This window comes from Pedobacter hiemivivus, from assembly GCF_005144565.1.
In the GTDB taxonomy this organism is placed as follows: Bacteria; Bacteroidota; Bacteroidia; order Sphingobacteriales; family Sphingobacteriaceae; genus Pedobacter; species Pedobacter hiemivivus.
Genome location: NZ_SWDX01000003.1, coordinates 715,326 through 737,182 on the forward strand (window position 1 = coordinate 715,326; position 21,857 = coordinate 737,182).

At 38.3% G+C, this 21,857-nt stretch carries 24 protein-coding genes; 9 read left to right on the plus strand and 15 right to left on the minus strand.

The window, feature by feature from the left end; translation table 11 throughout:
- The first annotated feature begins 60 nt into the window (after positions 1 to 60).
- From secDF to FBD94_RS10240, 3 genes are all read left to right on the plus strand, one after another.
- A complete protein-coding gene (secDF, locus tag FBD94_RS10230) occupies positions 61 to 3,030 on the plus strand; it encodes a protein translocase subunit SecDF (protein ID WP_131611183.1) in 2,970 nt (989 codons plus the stop codon).
- A gap of 107 nt (positions 3,031 to 3,137) precedes the next feature.
- Positions 3,138 to 4,463 (plus strand): NAD(P)/FAD-dependent oxidoreductase, encoded by a 1,326-nt coding sequence (locus FBD94_RS10235; RefSeq protein WP_131611184.1) that lies wholly within the window; start codon positions 3,138 to 3,140, stop codon positions 4,461 to 4,463.
- Entirely contained in the window at positions 4,441 to 5,322 is an 882-nt protein-coding gene (locus tag FBD94_RS10240) for a hydroxymethylglutaryl-CoA lyase (RefSeq protein WP_131611185.1), read from the plus strand. Before FBD94_RS10235 ends, FBD94_RS10240 begins: the two co-directional genes overlap by 23 nt.
- Here FBD94_RS10240 and FBD94_RS10245 read toward each other — a convergent pair.
- The 3 genes from FBD94_RS10245 to fbaA form a co-directional block, all read right to left on the minus strand.
- Positions 5,317 to 5,745 carry a GNAT family N-acetyltransferase gene (locus tag FBD94_RS10245; RefSeq protein WP_131611186.1) on the minus strand — a complete coding sequence of 143 codons (429 nt, stop codon included), beginning with the start codon at positions 5,743 to 5,745 and terminating at the stop codon, positions 5,317 to 5,319. The genes FBD94_RS10240 and FBD94_RS10245 overlap by 6 nt on opposite strands.
- On the minus strand, positions 5,711 to 6,208 hold the full coding sequence (locus FBD94_RS10250; RefSeq protein ID WP_131611187.1) for a low affinity iron permease family protein: 498 nt from the start codon (positions 6,206 to 6,208) through the stop codon (positions 5,711 to 5,713). The genes FBD94_RS10245 and FBD94_RS10250 overlap by 35 nt, the downstream gene beginning before the upstream one ends.
- Positions 6,209 to 6,315: 107 nt before the next feature.
- On the minus strand, positions 6,316 to 7,395 hold the full coding sequence (gene fbaA / locus FBD94_RS10255) for a class II fructose-bisphosphate aldolase (RefSeq protein ID WP_131611188.1): 1,080 nt from the start codon (positions 7,393 to 7,395) through the stop codon (positions 6,316 to 6,318).
- A 178-nt stretch (positions 7,396 to 7,573) separates the two neighbouring features.
- Here fbaA and accD point away from each other — a divergent pair, with 178 nt between their 5' ends.
- Positions 7,574 to 8,419, plus strand: a complete 846-nt coding sequence (gene accD / locus FBD94_RS10260; protein WP_131611189.1) for an acetyl-CoA carboxylase, carboxyltransferase subunit beta — start codon at positions 7,574 to 7,576, stop codon at positions 8,417 to 8,419.
- Between the two features lie 65 nt (positions 8,420 to 8,484).
- Here accD and FBD94_RS10265 read toward each other — a convergent pair whose 3' ends face one another.
- The 3 genes from FBD94_RS10265 to glmM form a co-directional block, all read right to left on the minus strand.
- Entirely contained in the window at positions 8,485 to 8,727 is a 243-nt protein-coding gene (locus tag FBD94_RS10265) for a hypothetical protein (protein WP_225874804.1), read from the minus strand.
- Between the two features lie 73 nt (positions 8,728 to 8,800).
- Positions 8,801 to 9,949: a cysteine desulfurase family protein gene (locus FBD94_RS10270; RefSeq protein ID WP_131611190.1), complete on the minus strand. Its 1,149-nt coding sequence runs from the start codon at positions 9,947 to 9,949 to the stop codon at positions 8,801 to 8,803.
- A gap of 6 nt (positions 9,950 to 9,955) precedes the next feature.
- The gene (gene glmM, locus FBD94_RS10275; RefSeq protein ID WP_131611191.1) at positions 9,956 to 11,344 is read right to left on the minus strand and encodes a phosphoglucosamine mutase; all 1,389 of its coding nucleotides are present in this window, start codon (positions 11,342 to 11,344) and stop codon (positions 9,956 to 9,958) included.
- 170 nt (positions 11,345 to 11,514) lie between these two features.
- Between glmM and FBD94_RS10280 the strand changes: the two genes are divergently transcribed.
- From FBD94_RS10280 to FBD94_RS10290, 3 genes are read left to right on the plus strand one after another with little or no spacing between them, the layout of a single operon-like run.
- Positions 11,515 to 12,246: a class I SAM-dependent methyltransferase gene (locus tag FBD94_RS10280; protein ID WP_131611192.1), complete on the plus strand. Its 732-nt coding sequence runs from the start codon at positions 11,515 to 11,517 to the stop codon at positions 12,244 to 12,246.
- The gene (locus tag FBD94_RS10285) at positions 12,243 to 12,806 is read left to right on the plus strand and encodes a phosphatase PAP2 family protein (RefSeq protein ID WP_131611193.1); all 564 of its coding nucleotides are present in this window, start codon (positions 12,243 to 12,245) and stop codon (positions 12,804 to 12,806) included. Before FBD94_RS10280 ends, FBD94_RS10285 begins: the two co-directional genes overlap by 4 nt.
- Positions 12,806 to 13,543: a ZIP family metal transporter gene (locus FBD94_RS10290; protein ID WP_131611194.1), complete on the plus strand. Its 738-nt coding sequence runs from the start codon at positions 12,806 to 12,808 to the stop codon at positions 13,541 to 13,543. The genes FBD94_RS10285 and FBD94_RS10290 overlap by 1 nt, the downstream gene beginning before the upstream one ends.
- 39 nt (positions 13,544 to 13,582) lie before the next feature.
- Here FBD94_RS10290 and FBD94_RS25930 read toward each other — a convergent pair whose 3' ends face one another.
- The 8 genes from FBD94_RS25930 to FBD94_RS10325 form a co-directional block, all read right to left on the minus strand.
- On the minus strand, positions 13,583 to 13,741 hold the full coding sequence (locus FBD94_RS25930; RefSeq protein WP_165503683.1) for a DUF5522 domain-containing protein: 159 nt from the start codon (positions 13,739 to 13,741) through the stop codon (positions 13,583 to 13,585).
- The gene (locus tag FBD94_RS10295) at positions 13,741 to 14,682 is read right to left on the minus strand and encodes an MBL fold metallo-hydrolase (RefSeq protein WP_131611195.1); all 942 of its coding nucleotides are present in this window, start codon (positions 14,680 to 14,682) and stop codon (positions 13,741 to 13,743) included. Before FBD94_RS10295 ends, FBD94_RS25930 begins: the two co-directional genes overlap by 1 nt.
- Positions 14,679 to 15,275 (minus strand): dephospho-CoA kinase, encoded by a 597-nt coding sequence (coaE, locus tag FBD94_RS10300; RefSeq protein ID WP_136880137.1) that lies wholly within the window; start codon positions 15,273 to 15,275, stop codon positions 14,679 to 14,681. The genes FBD94_RS10295 and coaE overlap by 4 nt, the downstream gene beginning before the upstream one ends.
- Complete coding sequence (locus tag FBD94_RS10305; protein WP_136880138.1) at positions 15,275 to 16,222, minus strand: CdaR family protein; 948 nt, start codon at positions 16,220 to 16,222, stop codon at positions 15,275 to 15,277. Before FBD94_RS10305 ends, coaE begins: the two co-directional genes overlap by 1 nt.
- 103 nt (positions 16,223 to 16,325) lie before the next feature.
- Entirely contained in the window at positions 16,326 to 16,652 is a 327-nt protein-coding gene (gene yajC, locus FBD94_RS10310; RefSeq protein WP_131611198.1) for a preprotein translocase subunit YajC, read from the minus strand.
- A gap of 21 nt (positions 16,653 to 16,673) precedes the next feature.
- Positions 16,674 to 17,141, minus strand: a complete 468-nt coding sequence (locus FBD94_RS10315) for a DUF1573 domain-containing protein (RefSeq protein WP_131611199.1) — start codon at positions 17,139 to 17,141, stop codon at positions 16,674 to 16,676.
- Positions 17,142 to 17,147: 6 nt separating this feature from the next.
- Complete coding sequence (gene nusB / locus FBD94_RS10320) at positions 17,148 to 18,041, minus strand: transcription antitermination factor NusB (protein ID WP_225874805.1); 894 nt, start codon at positions 18,039 to 18,041, stop codon at positions 17,148 to 17,150.
- Positions 18,042 to 18,131: 90 nt separating this feature from the next.
- Positions 18,132 to 19,220 carry a Glu/Leu/Phe/Val family dehydrogenase gene (locus FBD94_RS10325; RefSeq protein ID WP_131611201.1) on the minus strand — a complete coding sequence of 363 codons (1,089 nt, stop codon included), beginning with the start codon at positions 19,218 to 19,220 and terminating at the stop codon, positions 18,132 to 18,134.
- 112 nt (positions 19,221 to 19,332) lie between these two features.
- Here FBD94_RS10325 and FBD94_RS10330 point away from each other — a divergent pair, with 112 nt between their 5' ends.
- A complete protein-coding gene (locus tag FBD94_RS10330; RefSeq protein WP_136880139.1) occupies positions 19,333 to 21,123 on the plus strand; it encodes an ABC transporter ATP-binding protein in 1,791 nt (596 codons plus the stop codon).
- A gap of 68 nt (positions 21,124 to 21,191) precedes the next feature.
- Positions 21,192 to 21,521, plus strand: a complete 330-nt coding sequence (locus tag FBD94_RS10335; RefSeq protein WP_131611203.1) for a DUF3276 family protein — start codon at positions 21,192 to 21,194, stop codon at positions 21,519 to 21,521.
- 143 nt (positions 21,522 to 21,664) lie between these two features.
- Here the strand turns inward: FBD94_RS10335 and FBD94_RS26115 are convergent.
- Positions 21,665 to 21,857: hypothetical protein (locus FBD94_RS26115; protein WP_205945321.1), on the minus strand; the 193-nt coding region annotated here is incomplete at its 5' end.

A 21,857-nucleotide genomic window follows, 5' to 3' on the forward strand; every position in this document is an offset into this window, starting at 1 on the left:
TTAGATTTGCCGACTTGTTAAAAAAATATATAGCATATATAGACTAATAATTACAAACAAATGCAGGGTAAAGGTTTTATTAAATTTATGGCAATACTATTAGGTATTGTCTGTGTGTATTCTCTCTCATTCAACTTTGTTACCTCTAAGGTTGAAAAAGACGCAAAAGCTTATGCTAAAGGAGACGTCGAAAAAGAAAAGGCTTATTTAGACTCAATGGCCACCGTGCCGGTTTATCCGCTTTTCGGTTTTAATTATCAGTTCTGTAAAGGAAAAGAAATCAACCTTGGGTTAGACCTTAAAGGTGGTATGAACGTAACGATGGAAATTTCGTTATCTGAACTAGTTAAGTCTTTAGCTGGAAACACCGATGATCCTAATTTTAACAAAGCATTGGCTACTGCGCAACAACAGTTAAACGCAGGTGGTAAAGATTACATCAATTTGTTTGTTAACGAATTTGAAAAATTAGAACCAAACAAAAAGCTTGTAGATTTTTTCTCTACTCAGGACAATGCAAAATTGCTAAAACCAGATGCTAGCAATTCTGAAGTTAAAGCCTTTTTATCAAAAGAAGCAACTAGCGCTATTGATCGTTCATTCATTATCATCAGAAGCCGTATTGATGGTTTCGGTGTAGTGAGCCCGAATATGCAAAAACAAGAAGGTACTAACCGTATCCTAATTGAGATGCCGGGTGTGCAAGACAAAGAGCGTGTTCATAAATTATTACAAGGTTCTGCTGAATTGCAATTCTGGCAAGTATACCAAAATGAGGAAGTATATCCTGTTTTGGAAAACATCAACAAAACACTTGCTTTAACTTTAAAAGATACTACATCTACTAGTGCTGTAAAAGATACTACTGCTAAAGGCGGAAGTAAATTGGCAGGATTAGCTAAAAAGACAGATGCTAAAGATTCAACAAGTTTAAAAAATAACGAGGCTGCAAAATCTAATCCATTATTCGCAGTATTAAACATCCCTACTTATCAAGGTGAAAACGGTCAGCCTTCATTACGTCCAGGACCAGTTGTTGGTTGGGTTGCTCAAAAAGATACTGCTAAAGTAAATGCTTTCTTTAAAAGACCAGAGATCGCGTCTATCATTCCTCAGACTTACAAATTCATGTGGGGACTTAAGCCTGCTGATTTAGGTGCACAAACTCCAAGTAAGATTTTTGAATTGTATGCAATCAAAGTTACTTCTTTAGATGGCAAACCAGATTTAGGTGGTGAAGCGATCAGCGATGCCCGTCATGATTACGATCAACATGGCAAACCTGAGGTTACCATGTATATGACTGGCGATGGTGCTGCTAAATGGAAAAAAATTACAGCTGAAGCTTCTGCTGATGCAAACAATAAAAAAGCAATTGCGATTGTTTTAGATAACACAGTTTACTCTGCTCCTACAGTACAAGGCGAAATCCCTAACGGTATTTCACAAATCACTGGTAACTTCACAGTAAACGATACACAAGATTTAGCGAACATCTTAAAGGCTGGTAAATTACCTGCTCCTGCAAGAATCGTTGGTGAGTTCGTAGTTGGTCCATCTTTAGGTGAGGCGGCTATTCACAATGGTTTATTATCATTTGTGCTTGCGTTTATTGTGATCTTGATCTTCATGGCCATGTATTACAATAAAGCTGGATGGGTTGCTAACCTTGCATTGGTGATCAACTTATTCTTCATCATGGGTATATTGGTATCACTAGGTGCTGTACTTACTTTACCTGGTATTGCTGGTATCGTATTGGTAATCGGTTTATCGGTTGATGCGAACATCCTGATCTTTGAACGTGTAAGGGAAGAGCTTACTTTAGGTAAATCTACTCCAGTAGCAATAAAAGAAGGTTTCAAGCATGCGATGTCTTCTATCATCGATTCAAACGTTACTGTATTGGTGTTGGGTATTATCCTTTATGTATTTGGTAGCGGTCCTGTTCAAGGTTTTGCAACTACCTTATGTATCGGTATCTTATCTTCACTATTCTGTGCGGTATTGATCTCTCGTTTGGTATTCGAAACTTTGTTAGACAAAAAAGTAGACATTACTTTCGGTAACAAATTCACCATCCACGCATTTAAAAACATTGCTTTCAACTTCGTTGGACACAGAAAGCTTTATTATTCTATCTCTGGAATCATCATCCTTTTAGGTGTTATCTTCTGGTTCAAAAATGGTGGTTTAAACCTTGGTATTGACTTTAAAGGTGGTAGAACTTACATCGTACATTTCGATAAAGGAATGCACACTGAAGATGTAAAAGCTAAGTTAGCTGATGTTTTCCCTGAATCAGAAACTATCGTAAAAACTGCTGGTGCGGATAATGAGTTAAAAATCACCACTACTTACCACATCACTGACTCTGATATTAACGCTGATAAAACTGTTGAAACTGCATTAAGAGCAGGTTTAGCTAAAACAGATGTGAAATATAACATTGTAAGTAACGAGAAAGTGGGTCCGATCATTGCAAACGACATTCTTTACAGTGCTTACGGTGCCATCTTATTCTCTTGCTTAGTGATGTTTATCTACATCGTGGTAAGGTTTAAGAAACTAAACTATGGTTTAGGTGCGGTTATCGCTTTGTTCCACGACGTGTTATTGGTACTATCTTTCTATACGATATTAGATGGTGTGCTTCCATTCTCTTTAGAGATTGGTCAGGATTTCATCGCTGCTATTCTAACGGTAATGGGTTATACCATGACTGAAACGGTTGTTGTATTTGACAGGATCCGTGAGAAATTAGCAGAACAAGGTAAAGAAGATCTTCATGGAAAAGAAAGAGAAACATTAATCAACTTCGCATTAAACAGTACATTAAGTCGTACTATCTTGACTTCATTAACTGTATTCTTTGTATTGTTAGTAATCTTTATCTTCGGTGGAGCAAGTATTCGCGGATTTATATTTGCCTTGTTAATTGGTCGTATCATTGGTACCTACTCATCATTGTGTATCTCTACTCCGATTGTATTAGACTTAGGTGAAGCCAAAGTAAAAGGTAAAAAATAAGATTAAGTAGTTAATCTGCTTATCATCACAAAAGGCATCCCCAAAAGGATGCCTTTTGTGATTTTAGGTCTAATTGTTGTTATGTATATTTACTGAAACCCAAGACTATGGAGCAACATTTCCCAAAAGGCAGCAAACCAAGAATTGTTATTATAGGAGGCGGATTTGGCGGCATCGAATTAGCCAAAAAACTGTGTAGTAAACCGGTCGAAGTGATCATGCTTGACAAACACAATTACCATACTTTTCAGCCTTTGCTTTACCAGGTGGCTACCGGAGGTCTAGAGGCTGATTCTATCGCTTTTCCATTAAGAAAGATCTTTAAGGGGCATAAAAACTTGTCCTTTAGAGTAACTGAAGTAAAAAAGGTAGATGCCGGCAAAAACACCATTGAGACAACTATTGGTGCAATTGAATATGATTACCTCGTATTGGCTACCGGATCTACAAGCAACTTTTTTGGGCAAGACGAGATTGAGCGCAATGCCATGCCCATGAAATCTATTCCCGAAGCCTTAAACCTGAGAAGCTTAATTTTGCAAAATCTGGAAGCTGCCCAAATTCCTGGAAATCCAGAATTAAAGAAACAGTTGATGAACTTTGTAGTCGTTGGCGGTGGACCTACCGGCGTGGAGACTGCTGGGGCATTGGCCGAGTTGAAGAAACACGTACTAAGAAGTGATTATCCTGATCTGAACATTAACGATGTAAATATATATTTGATTGAGGGATCGCCAGAATTGTTAGGCAACATGTCTGTTCAATCTCAGCAAAAATCTGCTGAATTTTTAGCGGAGCTGGGTGTAATCATCATGAACAATTCCAGAGTTCAAGCTTATGATGGTAAGGTCTTAAGCTTGCTTGACGGTCAACATATCCCCTCCTCAACAGTAATCTGGTCGGCCGGCGTAAAAGGTGTAGTGCTTGACGGACTGAACCCCGAAATCATAGTCAGAGGAAACCGATTGAAGGTAAATGAAGTAAACCTGGTTGATGGTTATAGAAACATTTATGCCATTGGTGACGTTGCTGCTATGATCACTGAAGAATTTCCAAATGGCCACCCCGGTGTAGCCCCTGCTGCCATACAACAAGGCAAATTACTGGCTAAAAACCTATTAAACATCATTCAGAAAAGACCGCTAGAGCCTTTTGAATATATCGACAAAGGCACAATGGCCACTGTTGGAAGGAACAGAGCAGTGGTGGACCTACATAAAATCAGATTCCAGGGGGTATTTGCCTGGTTTACCTGGATGTTCGTACATTTGATGACGTTAGTAGGGTTTAGAAATAAACTGGTGGTATTTGTAAACTGGGTATGGAGCTATTTTAGCTACGACAGAGGTACAAGATTGATTATTCGCCCATTTATCCGCCCCAAAGACTTAGAAGAAATATCTACCCCTCATGACTCAACAACAAACCATTAAACTAATTGAATGTCCGCGTGATGCGATGCAGGGCATTCACGATTTTATAGATACCGATCTAAAAGCTGCTTATATTAATTTACTGCTACAGGTAGGATTTGACACCATAGATTTTGGGAGTTTTGTTTCGCCAAAGGCCATTCCACAGTTGCGGGATACTGCTGAAGTACTGTCGAAACTGGATTTAGGAAACACTTCATCAAAGCTACTGGCCATTATAGCTAATTTAAGAGGCGCTGAAGAGGCTGCTGCACATCCGGAGATCAGCTACCTCGGTTTTCCTTTTTCGATCTCTGAAACGTTCCAACAACGCAATACGAATTCCAGCATTGCTCAATCGCTGGAAACGGTAAAGCAGCTGTTAGAATTGTGCAGCAAACGTGATAAAACAGCTGTGATCTATTTGTCTATGGGCTTTGGAAATCCTTATGGGGATGAATGGAATGTGGAAATTGTAGAAAGATGGGCGGATGAACTGGTGCAAAATGGAGCAAAGATACTGGCCTTATCTGATACCACCGGAGTATCAACTCCTGAAAAGATAAAAGAAATCCTCCCTTCATTGGTTAAGCGTTTTGAGCATACTGACCCAGCTAAAAATATTGAAATAGGCCTCCATTTACACAGTACCCCTTATACCCGCTTTGAAAAAATACAGGCTGCTTATGAAAGTGGCTGTAAGCGTTTTGACAGCGCTTTAAAAGGTTTTGGCGGCTGTCCAATGGCTACAGACGATTTAACTGGCAATATGGCTACAGAAGATCTGATCAGTTACCTAAACAGTAAAGGGGAGCTATTAAACTTGAATATGGATAAATGGCAGGAAGCTTTGCGCTTCTCTGGCAAGGTATTTTTATAGCACTTTCTTTACCATTTTAAAGTGCTGGATTCCGGCTTCTTCAAACTGTTCACCTTCGGCCACAAAACCAAAACGGGAGTATAAACGCACGGCATCCAGCTGGGCATTCAGGTAAATGTACCGGGCACTTTCTGGCAAATCAGCAAGTGCTGCTGCAACCAAGGCCTGTCCTATCCTTTTACCTCTAAATTCTTTAAGCACAGCAAACCGTTCCAATTTATAACCGGCATCGGTTTTACGCCAGCGACAGGCACCACAGGGTATACCGTTTATCTCGGCAAGAAAATGGGTTGACACATCCTCATTTTCCCATTCCAATTCAGGCGGACAGTTCTGTTCTTCAACAAATACTTTTTTCCTAATGGCAAAAGCCTTTTCTAATTCTTCCTTATTTTTTATCTTGTTTACGAGCAGTGCTTCCATGGCGTTTTCTTGATATCTTTATTATTTCACTTTTTATTTCGTGGAGTTCTTCTGCCGCATCTATGGAGTGTGAGCTATGGATATCACTTTCCTCTTTAGCCAGTTCCGCCAAGGTTACATAAAATTTATGCAACTGATCCAACTCTCGTTCTGTCAGGTCTTCAATATCAACCATCCTGTTGCTAGCACGTTCATGAGCGGCGATTAATTCATTCAATTTTAGCTGAATCGCCTTTCCATCCTTATTCTGCGCTTTTTGAATTAAAAAAACCATCAGAAAGGTAATAATGGTCGTTCCTGTATTGATGACCAACTGCCAGGTTTCTGAATAATTAAATACAGGTCCGGTTAGTGCCCATATCACCACTATAGCGGTAGCGGAAATAAAAGCAGCTGAACTACCTGTAAAGTTAGTTGCAGCATTCGCAAAACGCTCGAACAAGCTATTGTTACTTTTTTTCATCTAAGAGAATAAATACGATTAGATTAATCCTATTAACCAAATATACTAACACAAAAAAAGCGCCACAAGATTGATCTTGCAGCGCTTTTATATTTTATATGGTGATATTATAATTTATCGCTAGCGTTTCTGCAGTTTAAATCTTCGAATGCCTGTGTTAAGCGTTTAACAAATTGCTCTTCGCCTTTACGCAACCAAACACGTGGATCATAATATTTCTTATTTGGTTTATCTTCGCCATCCGGGTTACCGATTTGTGCTTGAAGATAAGCCTCATTAGCTTTATAATAGTCCAAAATACCTTCCCACATTGCCCATTGCATATCAGTATCGATATTCATTTTAATGGCTCCATAAGAAATTGCTTCTCTAATTTCTTCTTGTGAAGAACCTGATCCACCATGGAATACAAAGTTGATTGGTTTTTCAGCAGTAAGATTGAATTTCTCTTTGATGAAATCTTGAGAATTTTTAAGAATTACTGGTTGTAACTTAACATTACCTGGTTTGTACACACCGTGAACATTACCAAATGCTGCTGCAACCGTAAATTTGTCACTTACTTTACTCAACTCTTCGTAAGCATAAGCTACTTCAGAAGGTTGTGTATATAATTTAGAACTATCTACATCACTGTTGTCTACACCGTCTTCCTCGCCACCAGTAACTCCTAGTTCGATTTCGATGGTCATGCCCATTTTAGCCATACGCGCTAAATATTTAGCAGAGATCTCCATGTTTTCTTCGATTGATTCCTCCGAAAGATCTAACATATGTGATGAGAATAGTGGTTTACCATGCTCAGCGAAGAATTTCTCGCCGTGGTCTAACAATCCATCAATCCATGGTAATAACTTCTTAGCAGCATGATCTGTATGTAATACTACTGCTACTCCATAATGTTCTGCCAATAAATGAACATGCTTAGCTGCAGATACTGCACCTAATACACATGCGTTCAAATTGTCATTATTTAATGTTTTTCCTGCATAAAACTGCGCTCCACCATTAGACAACTGGATCATAACAGGTGAATTAACTGCTTTCGCTGTTTCCATTACCGCATTAATGGTGTTGGTTCCTGTCACGTTAACTGCCGGTAAAGCAAACTGATGTTTCTTAGCCTGCTCAAATAATTCCTGAACAGCATCTCCGTAAATTACGCCTTTATAGCCTTTTAAACTCATTATTTTTAATTTTAGATATGCCGAAGTTATGAAAAATATCAAAGAGGCCAAGTTTATCCTTATTATTTTTTAACTAAACCATACTACACCACCAATCACAAATTCTTCTTATGAAAACTACCTTAAACTGTTCTAATTTTTTTTTGTTTCTTTGTACTCGCATTTTTCAACAAATAACATGGCTTGGTTTAAGAGAGAAAAAAAAGGTATCAGTACATTAACGGAAGAAAAGAAAGAGGCACCAGATGGTTTATGGAACAAGTGCCCAAATTGCAAGAAAGCGTTACACAGTGCAGACCTTGTAGAAAATAAATATGTTTGCCAATACTGCAGCTATCATTTGCGGGTTGGTTCTAAAGAATATTTTGAAGTATTATTTGATAATAATCAATTTACAGAACTATTTGCAGACCTGACATCAGGGGATCCATTGGAGTTCACGGACAGTAAACCATATAAAGATCGTTTGGTAGAAAGCATGGCTAAAACCGGCTTAAAAGACGCGATTAGGGCTGCTCACGGTAAAGTCGAAGGTGAAGACCTGATGGTTGCCTGTATGGACTTTAATTTCATTGGTGGATCTATGGGATCGGTAGTCGGCGAAAAGATTGCCCGTTCTATTGATTACAGCATTAAACACAAAATCCCTTTCCTGATGATTTCAAAATCAGGTGGTGCAAGGATGATGGAAGCTGCATTTTCATTAATGCAAATGGCTAAGACTTCAGCTAAACTGGCTTTATTAAGTCAGGCTAAAGTTCCATACATCTCTTTATTAACCGACCCAACTACAGGTGGTGTTACTGCATCATATGCTATGCTTGGCGATATTAATATTGCTGAACCAGGCTCATTGATCGGTTTTGCCGGTCCAAGGGTAATTAAAGAAACGATTAAAAAAGATTTGCCTAAGGGTTTCCAAACTGCTGAGTTTGTTTTGGAACATGGCTTTTTAGATTTTATCGTTGATCGTAGGGAAATGAAAGCAAAGCTGGCGACATTCCTTAAAATGATGAAGCACTAAGGGTTTTAATTCATATAAAAAAGAAGGGTTTGTGTGCATACACAAACCCTTCTTTTTTAATCTGATTATATATCTCTTCCTGGTGTAGTTCCAGGTTCATGCCCAGGTCCAAGTGGTCTAGTCTTTCTTTTTGGTCTTATGATGAAATCGGCCCTTCCCGCTATAGAAGAGGTTTCTCCACTCGTTGCCTCCCGCTCAGTGATCGGATCTCCTGTCTCTTTATAAACAGTTTTTCTATGCGCATGTTTTGTATGCGTATCCTCTTCTGGCACTACTTTTTCGTCCTCACCTTTTTTTGTAGTTTTCATATGCAAAAGTATTTATGATAAGAAAATCCTGTTTCCTATGCCATAAACAATTCTGACGCTTCTTCTGTTTTAATTAAACAGTAATGTTTTTATCCACAATCTCCTTAACTTTCTCTACTACAAAATCGAGCTCTGCTTTGGTATTGTATTTACTGAAGGAGAACCGCACTGACGGTCTGTTCGGATCAGCATGAATGCCTGTAAGCACATGAGAGCCAATGTTTGACCCTGATGAACATGCACTGCCACCTGAAGCGGAAACGCCATTAATATCCAGGTTAAACAACAACATATCAGCCATATCCATTTCCGGGAAAGAAACATTTAATACGGTATACAAACTCTTGTCAGGATCAGTTTCCCCATTAAAGGCAATACCTGGTATTTCTGCAAGCAATTTATCTTTCATATAGCTTTTCAGCTCCTGAATGTGGTTTTGGTGTTGTTCCATTTCTGCATAGGCAATTTCCAATGCTTTGGCCAATCCAACAATTCCATATACGTTTTCGGTACCACCACGCATGTTACGCTCTTGTGCACCACCAAAAATCATCGGACTAATTTTAACATTATGGTTTACAAACAAGAAACCTACACCTTTAGGTCCATGCAATTTATGAGCTGCACAAACAATAAAATGCGCTTTCAGCTTTCTCACATCATGAACATAATGTCCCATGGTTTGTACCGTATCGCAATGATAAATGGCATTGTAAGTTTCGCAAAGGTCTCCTACCTTTTCTATATCCGTTAAAGTCCCTAATTCATTATTGGCATGCATTAAGGAAACGAAAGAACGTTCGTTGTTTTTAAGTAACTCTTCCAGATGATTATAGTCTACATTGCCTTTTTCATCAATATCTACAAAACTCAACTTATCAATCACCCCTTGCTTTAAAAGGCTTTCTAAGGTATGCTCAACCGCATGATGTTCTATTTTAGTCGTAATAGCATGCTTAATATTAAAAGCAGCTATACCACAGCGAATGGCCGTATTATCAGCTTCTGTACCACCCGAAGTAAAAAATACCTCGGCAGGTGTTGCATTTAACAATCCAGACACCGTTTTCCTTGCTTTTTCAATCAAGGTACGTACTTCGCGGCCCTGAGCATGGATAGAAGAAGGGTTACCGTAATAATTGCTCATTACATTCAGCATTTCGGCCATCACTTCTTTATCTAAAGGAGTGGTTGCTGCATTATCTAAATAAATCCTTTCCATTTCCCCTTAGTTCAGTTTTAATATTTCTTTGATATCGGATATGATCTTTGTGGCCAGGTTTTCCGCTACAGTTTCCGTTCCAGCTTCGCTATAAATTCGGATAATTGGTTCTGTGTTAGAGCGACGCAAGTGTACCCATTCCTTATCAAATTCAATCTTCAATCCATCGATCGTTGAATTTGGCTGATTTTTATATTTCTCCTGTACTTTTACCAATAAGGCATCAATATCCATCTCTGGAGTTAAAGTGATCTTATTTTTAGAAATATAGTATTCAGGATAGCTTTTACGCATTAGGGAAATAGACTTTCCAAATTTTGCAAGGTGTGTTAAGAACAATGCAATGCCCACTAAAGCGTCGCGACCATAATGCAATTCCGGATAAATGATACCACCATTACCCTCACCACCAATCACTGCATTTGTTGCTTTCATTTGATTCACAACATTCACCTCACCTACTGCTGATGCATGGTATTCGCCACCTGCCTTTTCAGCAACATCACGTAATGCCCTGGTCGAGGACAGGTTAGAGACTGCATTGCCTGGTGTATTTTGAAGAATATAATCGGCCACTGCTACCAGTGTATATTCTTCGCCAAACATCTCTCCATCTTCACAAACAAAGCACAAACGATCTACATCCGGATCTACTACAATACCTAAATCAGCCTGTTTGCTCTGTACAACCTTAGCAATTTCAGTCAAATTCTCCGGCAATGGCTCAGGATTATGTGGGAAATGACCATTTGGTTCACAATATAACTCGTAAATGGTCTCTACACCTAAAGCTCTTAATAAGGCTGGAACAAATATCCCCCCCGTAGAATTCACACAATCAATAGCTATTTTAAAATTAGCTTTCTTGATCGCGGCAACATCAACCAATGGCAAAGCCAGGATAATGTCTATATGTTTTTGCAAATAAGTATCATTGGCAATTACCTGACCAAGGCTATCTACGTCAGCGAATTCAAATTCGGATTTTTCAGCGATATCCAACACTTCTTTCCCATCTGCATCACTAATAAACTCGCCTTTTTCGTTTAACAATTTAAGGGCATTCCATTGTTTAGGGTTATGACTTGCGGTCAAAATGATCCCACCACCTGCCTTTTCCATAGGAACGGCAATTTCTACTGTGGGTGTTGTTGATAAACCAAGATCTATGACTTCAATACCCAATCCTTGCAAGGTTCCTATAACAAGGTTATTGACCATTTCGCCTGATATCCTGGCATCACGACCAAGAACAATCCTTTTAATGTTGGTTTTGTTAATTACCCACGAGCCATAAGCTGCAGTAAATTTTACAATATCAATGGGGGTCAAACCATTGCCGGCCACGCCGCCAATTGTGCCCCTTATGCCGGAGATAGATTTTATTAGTGTCAATTCTGTTCAGTTTTCTTCAAAAATAAGAAAAAATCAGGTAACCACTTATCTAACTTTGGTCATTATTATGCTAAATGCAGTTAAATTGCATTTACTACACAAAAAATCCTATCGGTTGCAGAGCAAAACACTATATTTGTCTTTTTCTAAACATCAAAAAGCAAAGCTATATGCAGCGTAAATGGTTTCAATATTGGTTCAACTCTCCTTATTATCACATTCTTTACAGTCAACGGAATGATGCTGAGGCTGAATTTCTGATTGATAATTTATCGGCTTATTTAAAACCTGCAGCGGACTCCAGAATCCTGGATATTGCCTGTGGTCGCGGTCGCCATTCCATTTATCTGAACAAAAAAGGCTATGATGTAACTGGTATAGATCTTTCGGAACAAAGCATAAAATATGCGCAGCAGTTTGAACAAAAACGCCTTCATTTTTATGTTCATGACATGCGGAAGTTGTGTTTCATCAATTACTTCGACATTGCGATGAACCTTTTTACCAGCTTTGGGTATTTTGATACTGAAAAAGACCATGTAAATGCTTTAAAATCTTTCAGAAAAGGATTAAAGGCTGATGGGACATTGGTGATAGATTATTTTAATACTTTAAAGATTATTAAAAACCTTACACAGCAGGAAACCAAGACCGTCGACGGGATTGAATTTCATCTCAATAAGTTTGTTGCCAACGGTAAGATCATTAAGCACATCAATTTCGAGCACCGCGATAAGCCTTATGCTTTTGAAGAACGTGTACAGGCTTTTGAATTAGCAGATTTTGAAAGAATGTTTGAGAAGAGCGGTTTACAGATCGCGGCTAAGTTTGGCAGCTATGGCCTGGAAGCATTTGATGAAAACAAATCAGATCGTTTGATATTAATCTGCAAAAAGGCATGATAGAAAGCTTACAACAATTTGATGTTGAGCTATTTTTAAAGATCCATAGAGGAATGGCCAATCCATTCTTTGATTGGTTACTGCCTTTGATGCGCAACAGGTATTTCTGGGCTCCACTTTACTTATTTATCCTGATTTTTTGTTTTATTGAATACAAAAAAAAAGGGGCTTATATTGTTGGGATGCTACTGGCTACTTTTGCCCTTGGCGATTTGGTTGCCTCGCGACTAATTAAACCCTTTGTTGCACGACTCAGACCATGCAACGAACCTAGTCTTGCCGACGAAATTATCCACAGGGTAGGTTGTGGAAGTGGATATAGTTTTCCATCCGCTCATGCTACCAATCATTTTGCCATCGCCGTCTTTCTTATTTTTGTGTTTTACGACAAATGGAGACCTATTCTGCCAATAGGTTTGTTTTGGGCCTTTATCATTTCTTTTTCCCAAATCTATGTAGGCGTACATTATCCCATCGACACCATGGTGGGAGCTGTCCTGGGCACTACAATCGGCATATTTACCGCAACAATTTATAGAAAAATACAACCAAAATCATAATGGAAATCTGGAAGCTAGTCGTTTTATTTTTCAGTGCTTTTTTAGGAGGCACAGCCATCTTTTTAGTAAAAAGCGACAAATCTCAACTGCTAAAATTAATTCTCTCCTTTAGTGGTGCATATCTATTTGCTATCACCGTTTTACATTTAATACCAGACGCTTATAGCGGTCCGGATCATGCAGACATAGGCATATTTATCTTAATAGGCTTTTTATTGCAGATCGTGCTGGAACAATTTTCGGAAGGTGTTGAGCATGGTCACATTCACAAGCACAATGAGAATAAGGTATTCCCTTATGGCATTATGATCAGCTTATGTCTACATGCTTTCCTTGAAGGAATGCCTGTGGCTAAAGATCAGCACAATGCACTGATTTATGGCATTGCCCTACATCATATTCCTGCGGCTTTTGCATTGGCCAGTATCCTTCTACAGAGTCATTTCAACAGAAAGAGTATAATCATTTACATCAGCATCTTTGCCATCATGGCCCCACTTGGTTTTTATGTAAGTTATGGACTGAGCACTGGTAGTATTGGTGGTATCGAGGACTATTTCAATAAAATTATGGGTATAGTAATTGGTATATTTTTACATATCTCTACAACTATCCTATTCGAATCAAGCGTTGACCATAAGGTAAGTAAACGTAAAATGATCGCTGTATTATGCGGTGTAGGAATAGCCCTGATAGGTTTTTACACTTCAGGTGGTGGGCACGGTCACGTACACTAAACCCATCAATTATTGACCTTTTATCAAGCAGGATACCCATTAGGTGTCCCGCTCTGTTTTTTTAGCTCTTTTCTTACCGAAACCCCAGGGACAGTGTTTACATTTATTTTTACAACAATAGCCACGTTTAAGGTGGTATGCTGCTGTAAACACCATTAAACCATCATCGTTAAAATAATAGTCCTCCCCTTCTTTCATTAGTCCAATGATTTAACAACTAAACTGGTCGCAAAATGATCCTTTAATTTTGTACCGCTTCCATGATTTGTCCAGATTTGCGTCGGCTTTACCTCCTCTATCGTCTGTAAAATATCGTTCCAATCCACATGATCAGAGATGAACAACTGAATTTCGTGGCTGTTTTGTAAATGTTTCCAACCTGAAGCAAATACCCTAATCACATTAATAGCCTTAAAATAACTCTTAAACACCATTGGTGGCACCAAATACACCATATTGGTTAGGTTATTTTTCATCACCTTACGATCGTAAGGTTCGTATTTACCAAGGTTTACGCCCATTTGTTCGTAGATCTTTACAAAAGGCAACATACTGTGATGCACCAATATCCTTTTTTCAGAACAATGATCATTCATTAAACTAATCAATCGCTGGCATTTACCTAAAGCGTAAGCGCCCAACATGATGTTGCTCTGAGTACTATTCAACTTCAATATCTCCCCTTCCGCCACCGGATGTTGGGTACCCGGATCAGCAAAAGTAGTTTCAGTAATCAGTACATCAGCAGTTACAAATTCAATAGGCTCACACGTCTTATCAGGTTGCAGCTTATAATCACCCGTATAAAGGTATTTTACGCCTTTGTACTCCATTAAAACTTGTGCAGACCCTAAGATGTGTCCCGCAGGTATAAAGCTAATCCTGACGCCATTGAGGTCAAATTCCTGGTAGTAAGCTTTTAGATGAAATTCTCCACCTGCAAACTTTCTATAACGATGTTTCATAAACAGCGCAGTAGCTTCGGTACAATATACATTTAGGTTACCTCCAATAGCATGATCGCCATGCGCATGAGAGATGACCGCATTTTTCACTATTTCTTTGGGGTCTAAATAGAAATCCCCATAACTACAAAACAAGCCAGTTTTGGTCAGTACAATAAAATCATCAAGTATCATTCAGGAATATTTAAAAACAGTTGATGTAAGTGAGTAACTTGAATGATCAATGATTCTGTTTCGTTGTTATTAATAATATAGTCGGACAGTTTGGCCTTTTCTTGGTCGGACAATTGTTTATCCATACGCGCCTTAACCTGTGCTGCCGTTACCCCATCGCGTTGCATTACACGCTGCAACCTGATTTCCTCGGGGGCGATAACCAGAATATTTTGATCGCACATTTTGTACGATTCACTTTCAAAAAGTAAAGCAGCTTCTTTGAGGATATAAGGTGTTGATGCTGGGATATCCTTTACCCAATTGTCAAATGCTCTAAATACTGCCGGATGCACCAATTCGTTTAATTTAGCCAGCTCAGCAGCATTGTTAAAAACAATACCTGCAATGTGTTTATTGTTTAATACGCCATCAATGGTGTAGCTTTCTTCGCCAAAAGCGGCCTTTACCCCTTTTACCAGGATTTCATCACTCACCATAATCTGTTTGGCTACAGTATCTGCATAAAACACGGGTATGCCCAGTGTTTCAAATACTTTACAGATTGTGGTCTTACCACTACCTATTCCACCTGTAATCCCTATTTTCAACATTACTTTTCAATAATAAAGTCAACTTTTCCCGGTACAACATGAAGTATTTTACAAAAATCAGGGAAACGCACTATCTTAACTCTTAGCTTATTGTGCTTACGATCTTTCCATTCATTCATATCTACCACTGCCTCCATAAACTCTTCATCCACCTGATGGTATTTTGAGAGGGCGACTAAAAAAGTAATTTTCACCTTCTTTGGGTAGAGTTTAACGTTATAGTACTCTCTATTGTTAACAATCTTTAAAGGAATTTCCAATACTTTTTCCGTAAACTCATCCACAGGCACCTTAACTTCTACACTTGAGGGGAAAATACTAACGTTTTTCATTTTACTTTGGTTCATCGCTACCACACTTTTAACGGTAGACCGAACATCTTCAAACTTTAGCGAATCTGTTTTCCATTCCTTTATCTTTTCTAATTCCTGCTCAGGCCCGGAAATAGTCACGTAGTTGGGGTTAATCTCAATAGGATTCGAAACACCATATTGCCTTGCAAAGCGAATATCAGATACTAGTTTAATAGGAACTCTTTTTACTGTTTTTTGTGAAAAATCAAAGTACAGTGTATCTGGTTTCACAGAAATAATTCTCTGAGAAGTTTCCAGCTGGTTATTTACATTGATTAATTGTTCTGAAAAAAGTATAAAATTTCTGTTATTTAGTTTTTCCAGACTAATGGCAATGGCTTGGGGCTGGATCCGCAAGCGCGAAAAGAGCAACTGCCAGCCGGTTCCTTCAACCTCCAGATCAACGGTATCAGATTGTAAAGGATGAAAAGCTTTCTTTTGAGGGATACTATTGTACTTTAAAACCGTTTTAACCGTGTAAGGATATTTATTATTTAAAGCCATAAATAGCCAGGCTGCAATTGCGAGAAGCAGGCAGGTGAGCAAAACGAGGATTCGTTTTCGTTCTATTTTAGTCAGTTTTATAAACGGCATTGCTGTAAAAATACAAATAATATGCTACTCTGGTGAAATGCATAAAAGCAAAAGCCTGTACCATAGAAATGATACAGGCCTTTACAAATAAATTTAAAGAAAATTACGCTTTTGTTTCCTCTGTTTTAGGGGCAACAGCATTAGTTGCATCTAAAGATACTGCAGATTTATCAAAACGAATTTTCGTACCACCTTCTACTTCGATTAAGAAAGTTGTCTCGTTCATATCAGCTATACGGCCATGAATACCAGCTGTAGTAACTATTTTATCTCCCTTTTTTAAAGCTGCAACCATTTTCTTAAGGTCTTTTGCTTTTTTAACCTGAGGTCTGATCATGAAGAAGTAAAAAACAACCATGATTAAAACCATAGGAATTAATGTGCTTAACATGCCACCACCCTGGGCTTGCAAAATTACTGTTGATATCATATTCTATTGTATAAATGTATGTTAATTAGATTGTTCTTTAACTTCGCCTGTCAAATGCAAGCTGGCAATGTGAGGCTGAGCATTAGAAGTAACTGTAATTACTTTATCCTGCATACCTGATTTACCATTGCTATCAAATACTACTTTGATTTCGCCCTCTTCACCTGGTTTAATCGGATCTTTAGGTACTACTGGTACAGTACAACCACATGTAGCAGTAGCATTCAGAATAATTAAAGGGCTTTTACCTGAATTTTTAAATTTGTAACTGTAAGAAACTTTTTCGCCTTGAGTAATTTTACCGAAATCGTAATTTCCTTTTTCGAAGTCCATTACAGCAGCTTCTCCTTCCGGAACGACTGTATCGGTAGTTGCTCCAGTGACTGCAGCAGATTCGATACCAGTACCTGTTGCTTCATTGGTTTTTGCTGCATTTTGGCATGATGCGAATGATATAACCGCCAATGCCAGTACAAAGATTTTTTTCATATTCCTTTATTCTTCTATTAGTCCACGACCAATTTTATGTATGCTATCTGTTCTTTTCAGATCGCCTAAAATTTTGTCCAATATACCGTTAATAAATGAATTACTTTTCGGCGTACTGTAATCTTTTGATAGATCAAGGTACTCGTTTATAGTTACTTTAACAGGTATTGAAGGGAAATTTAACAGCTCACAAATTGCCATTTTCATTAGGATAGTATCCATTAATGCGATACGCTCTGACTCCCAGTTTTTAGTTCTTTCGGCAATCAGCTCCTGGTATTCCTTGTTGTTTTTAAGGGTATATACAAATAGATCCTGTACAAATTTACTATCCTCTTCCCAATCCTGACTAATTGGCGTCAGTTTGTTTTTAAACGGATCTTCCGAAGTAAAGTTTTTGATTGTTTTAGCAACCATTCCTTGCATTACCTCTTTATCAACAGACCAATTGATAAATTTATCTTCAAATGCCTGAATGATGTTGTGGCTTTTAAGGATAATTTTCCTGAAGATGAATTTGATGATTGTTTTTGATCCCTCTAAGCTATTATCCCCGTCAGCCAGGTATGCAGCGTACTCAGGAGTAACTTTTAAAGTATTAAAAATAGCTTTTACAAATTCCGGATCAGACATCCAGTTAATCCTGTACTTGTGGATTGCTGCTAAATAATCTGGATTTTGTTTTAGGGTAACCGCAAATGTGTTGTTTAACAACTTTAAATTCGGGTTAAGGTCATCCGCTGTAGGCAGGTGTTTGTTAGAGCGCTCAATAGCGTCTACTCCTGTATACTCCGTAGTTTCTACTAACAACGACAGCATGCCAACGTACATTTCATATACGTCATCAATACTTTGCATTAATGCCTTCTTTGAGGATGCCAGATCTTTTTTGTCTGACATTTGCCATGCAAAAATATTTTGCAGAGCTTTAATTCTTAAGTGCCTTCTGTTTAACATGAATGTAAGAACGAGTGGTAAATTACCTGGTGATTAAAATGATGATTTTATTTTTTTGATATCGACTATCCTTTTTTCTGCAATACGGTTAGCTGCCCATATTGTGGGTATATTATCTGCCTTCGACATTTTAATAACGTCTCTGGTAGCATTGTAAATATTCTCTGTTAGCTGCATCGTACGTTTTTTACCGAAGCCAGTCAGTTCAGAATAACAGCTGATCAAACCTCCGGCATTGATTAAGTAATCCGGTGCAAATAATATGCCTTTATCTAGCAATAGTTTTCCATGTACGTTTTCATCCGCAAGCTGGTTATTAGCAGATCCTGCAATGATGGCAAACTTCATTTTATTGATAGTTGTATCATTAACTGTAGCCCCTAATGCACATGGTGCATAGATATCAGCATCCAGTCCGAAGATCTTATCAGCACTGATCGGTTTTGCTTTATAAGTACGTGCTACATGTTGTAAACGTTCTTCGTTGATATCGCTGATGTAAACTTCAACATTTTCAGCTCTCAATAAAGCTACCAAATGCTCACCTACATTACCGATCCCCTGTACCACTACAGAGCGCCCGGCAAGCATATCCGTTCCAAACACCTCTTTAACACAAGCTTTAATACCTAGATAAACGCCTTTTGCTGTGGTTGGTGCCGGATTACCTGTTCCGCCTAATGATTCGGGTACACCTGTTACATGGCTGGTTTCCATGCGAATATACTCCATATCCTTGGTGGTAGTTCCTAAGTCTTCTGCGGTAATAAATTCGCCATTTAGGTTTTTAATAAACCGACCATAGCTACGCATTAAAGCTTCAGATTTTCCTTTGTAGGAATCGCCGATAATTACAGCTTTACCACCACCTAAATTTAAACCTGTAATAGAAGCTTTATAGGTCATTGCACTCGATAACCTCAAAACATCTTGCAATGCTTCGGCTTCGGTAGCGTAACTCCACATACGAGTTCCGCCTAATGCAGGGCCTAAAGTTGTATCGTGAATGGCAATAATTGCTTTTAATCCGGTATCGGGATCGTTGCAATATATGACCTTCTTGTGCCCCGATGCACTTAACTGATCTAAAACTGAATTCACAATAGAACTATTACCAGACATATAATTTCGTTTATCAGATATGTCGCAAAACTAGCATAAAAAAACATTATTTACATTGTTTTAACCAAAGAGTTTAAAAAAAACAGGTTCATTTGGATAACTTTACACCATAATGAAACACCTGCGTTTTTTAAACAAATACTTCTATAAATATAAATGGTGGATTATCCCAGGGATTTTCTTTGTGGTCATCTCCAATATTTTTGGTGTGATTCCTGCACAGGTTATCGGCCATGCCTTTAATCTCATTACCGAAAACATACAGATCTACCGTTTGTTTGATGGCTTTGACCGTGCAGCGGTTATATATGATATCTTTAGTACCAGTCTTTTCTATTTTGGGGTATTGGTACTGGTACTGTACTTATTACGGGGATTATTCTTGTTTTTTATGCGACAGACCATCATTTTAATGTCGAGACATATTGAGTTTGACATGAAGAATGAGATTTATGCGCATTACCAAAAACTCAGCCTTGGTTTTTACAGACGCAACAATACTGGCGATTTGATGAACCGGGCTACGGAAGATGTTAACCGGGTAAGAATGTACGTTGGCCCAGCCATTATGTATACGATTAATACAGTCGTGTTATTTTTGCTGGTTATTTCCGCGATGTTCTCGGTAAATGCAACGCTAGCCATCTGGTGTTTACTCCCCTTGCCTATCCTTGTGCTGATCATTTATTTTGTAAATACACTCATCAATCAAAAGAGCGAACAGATACAGGAGCAGCTGTCTAAACTATCCAGCTTTGTACAGGAAAGGTTCTCCGGCATCAGGGTGATCAAATCTTATGTGAGAGAGGATTATACTCAAAAAGTTTTCGCTGCCGAAAGTCAAGGCTATAAAGACAATGCCATGGGTTTGGTTAAGGTGCAGGCACTCTTTTATCCCACGATGCTTTTGTTGGTTGGTTTAAGTACCATCCTTACCATTTATATAGGCGGCATACAGGTCATCGATGGATCTATTACACCAGGCAACATCGCAGAGTTTATCGTGTATGTAAACCAGTTGACCTTCCCGGTTTCTATGTTGGGTTGGGTAACCACCTTAATTCAACGTGCTTCCGCCTCTCAAAAACGTATCAATGAGTTTCTGCAGTTAAAGCCAGATATTACTTCAACAAATCCTGCCACTCCAATACTTAATGGTAACATTAAGTTTGAGAACGTCAACTTCACCTATCCTGACACTGGGATACAAGCTTTAAAGGATGTAAGTTTTGAAATTGAACAGGGACAATTTGTCGCGATTATTGGTCGTACGGGCTCTGGAAAATCTACGCTGGCCAATTTAATTATGCGCATGTACGATATAAATGATGGACAAATCAGTGTAGATGGAACGAAAATAGACAGCCTTAACTTAAACAATTACCGCAAGCAGATCGGCTTCGTACCACAAGAGGTTTTTCTGTTCTCTGATACCATTAAAAACAATATTGCTTTCGGCTTAGACCAGGTTACCGATGAAGAAATTGATACCGCAGCTAAAAATGCGGCTGTATATCATAACATTATTGATTTTGATCAGAAGTTTGAGACGATGCTTGGTGAACGAGGCATTACGCTTTCTGGCGGGCAGAAACAGCGGGTTTCTATTGCAAGGGCTTTAATTAAAGAACCTCGTTTACTTATTTTCGACGATTGTCTTTCTGCCGTTGACACCCGAACGGAAGAACAAATTTTGGGCAATCTAGGCAGAATTATGAAGGGTAAAACTAGTATTTTGATAGCCCATAGGATCTCGACAATAAAAAATGCTGATAAAATCATCGTATTGGATCATGGCAAAATCATTGAACAAGGTAGCCATACGCAGTTATTACGCCATGATGGTGCTTATGCAGAAATGTACAGGAACCAATTACTAGAGGAAGAGCGTCAAACTATTTAATTTCATTTTGAACTTTAATAATTATTAGTTTATATTTACCCGAACCAAAACCAAGATCAATACCAAACATGGGAGAATTTGACAACAAAGAGAGAGAAGAGGTTTTTTCGAAGAAAGTAAGGGCAGGTAAAAGAACTTATTTTTTCGACGTTAAAGCTACTAGATCAGGTGATTATTACCTAACGTTAACAGAAAGTAAGAAAAGACTGGAAGACGGAGTTTTTGTAAAACATAAGATCTTTTTATACAAAGAAGATTTCGAGAAGTTTACAGAAGGATTAACCGAAACTGTTGAGTACATCAAGAACCATCAGGATGTAGTTGAAAAGCGTTATGAATATTCTGAAAATCATGAAGGAGTGGGCAGCAAAAGTCAAAACGACGATTTCTCATTCTAAAATATAAACCTATTAAAAAAGCCCTGCTGAATAAATCGAGGGCACTGAAAAAGTTCCTCATTTATGAGCCAGCTTAAGGAACGATCAAGTAGAACATGTTTTTTACTTGATCGTTTTTTTTATTGAACAAAGTTGAGATTTCGTTATACTGATTTTTTGATCAATATATACCTGTCTTTTTCGAAGGATAAATAAGCATTTTGGTTGCAATTGACTGGATTTAACTCAGATTTATTGAATATTAGATCAGTTTTAGGATTCTTTTTAAGTTTACGGTAAAAATTGCCATAGCCCCCTGCATTTCCATATTCTGTATTCCATAGGAAGTCGCACGTC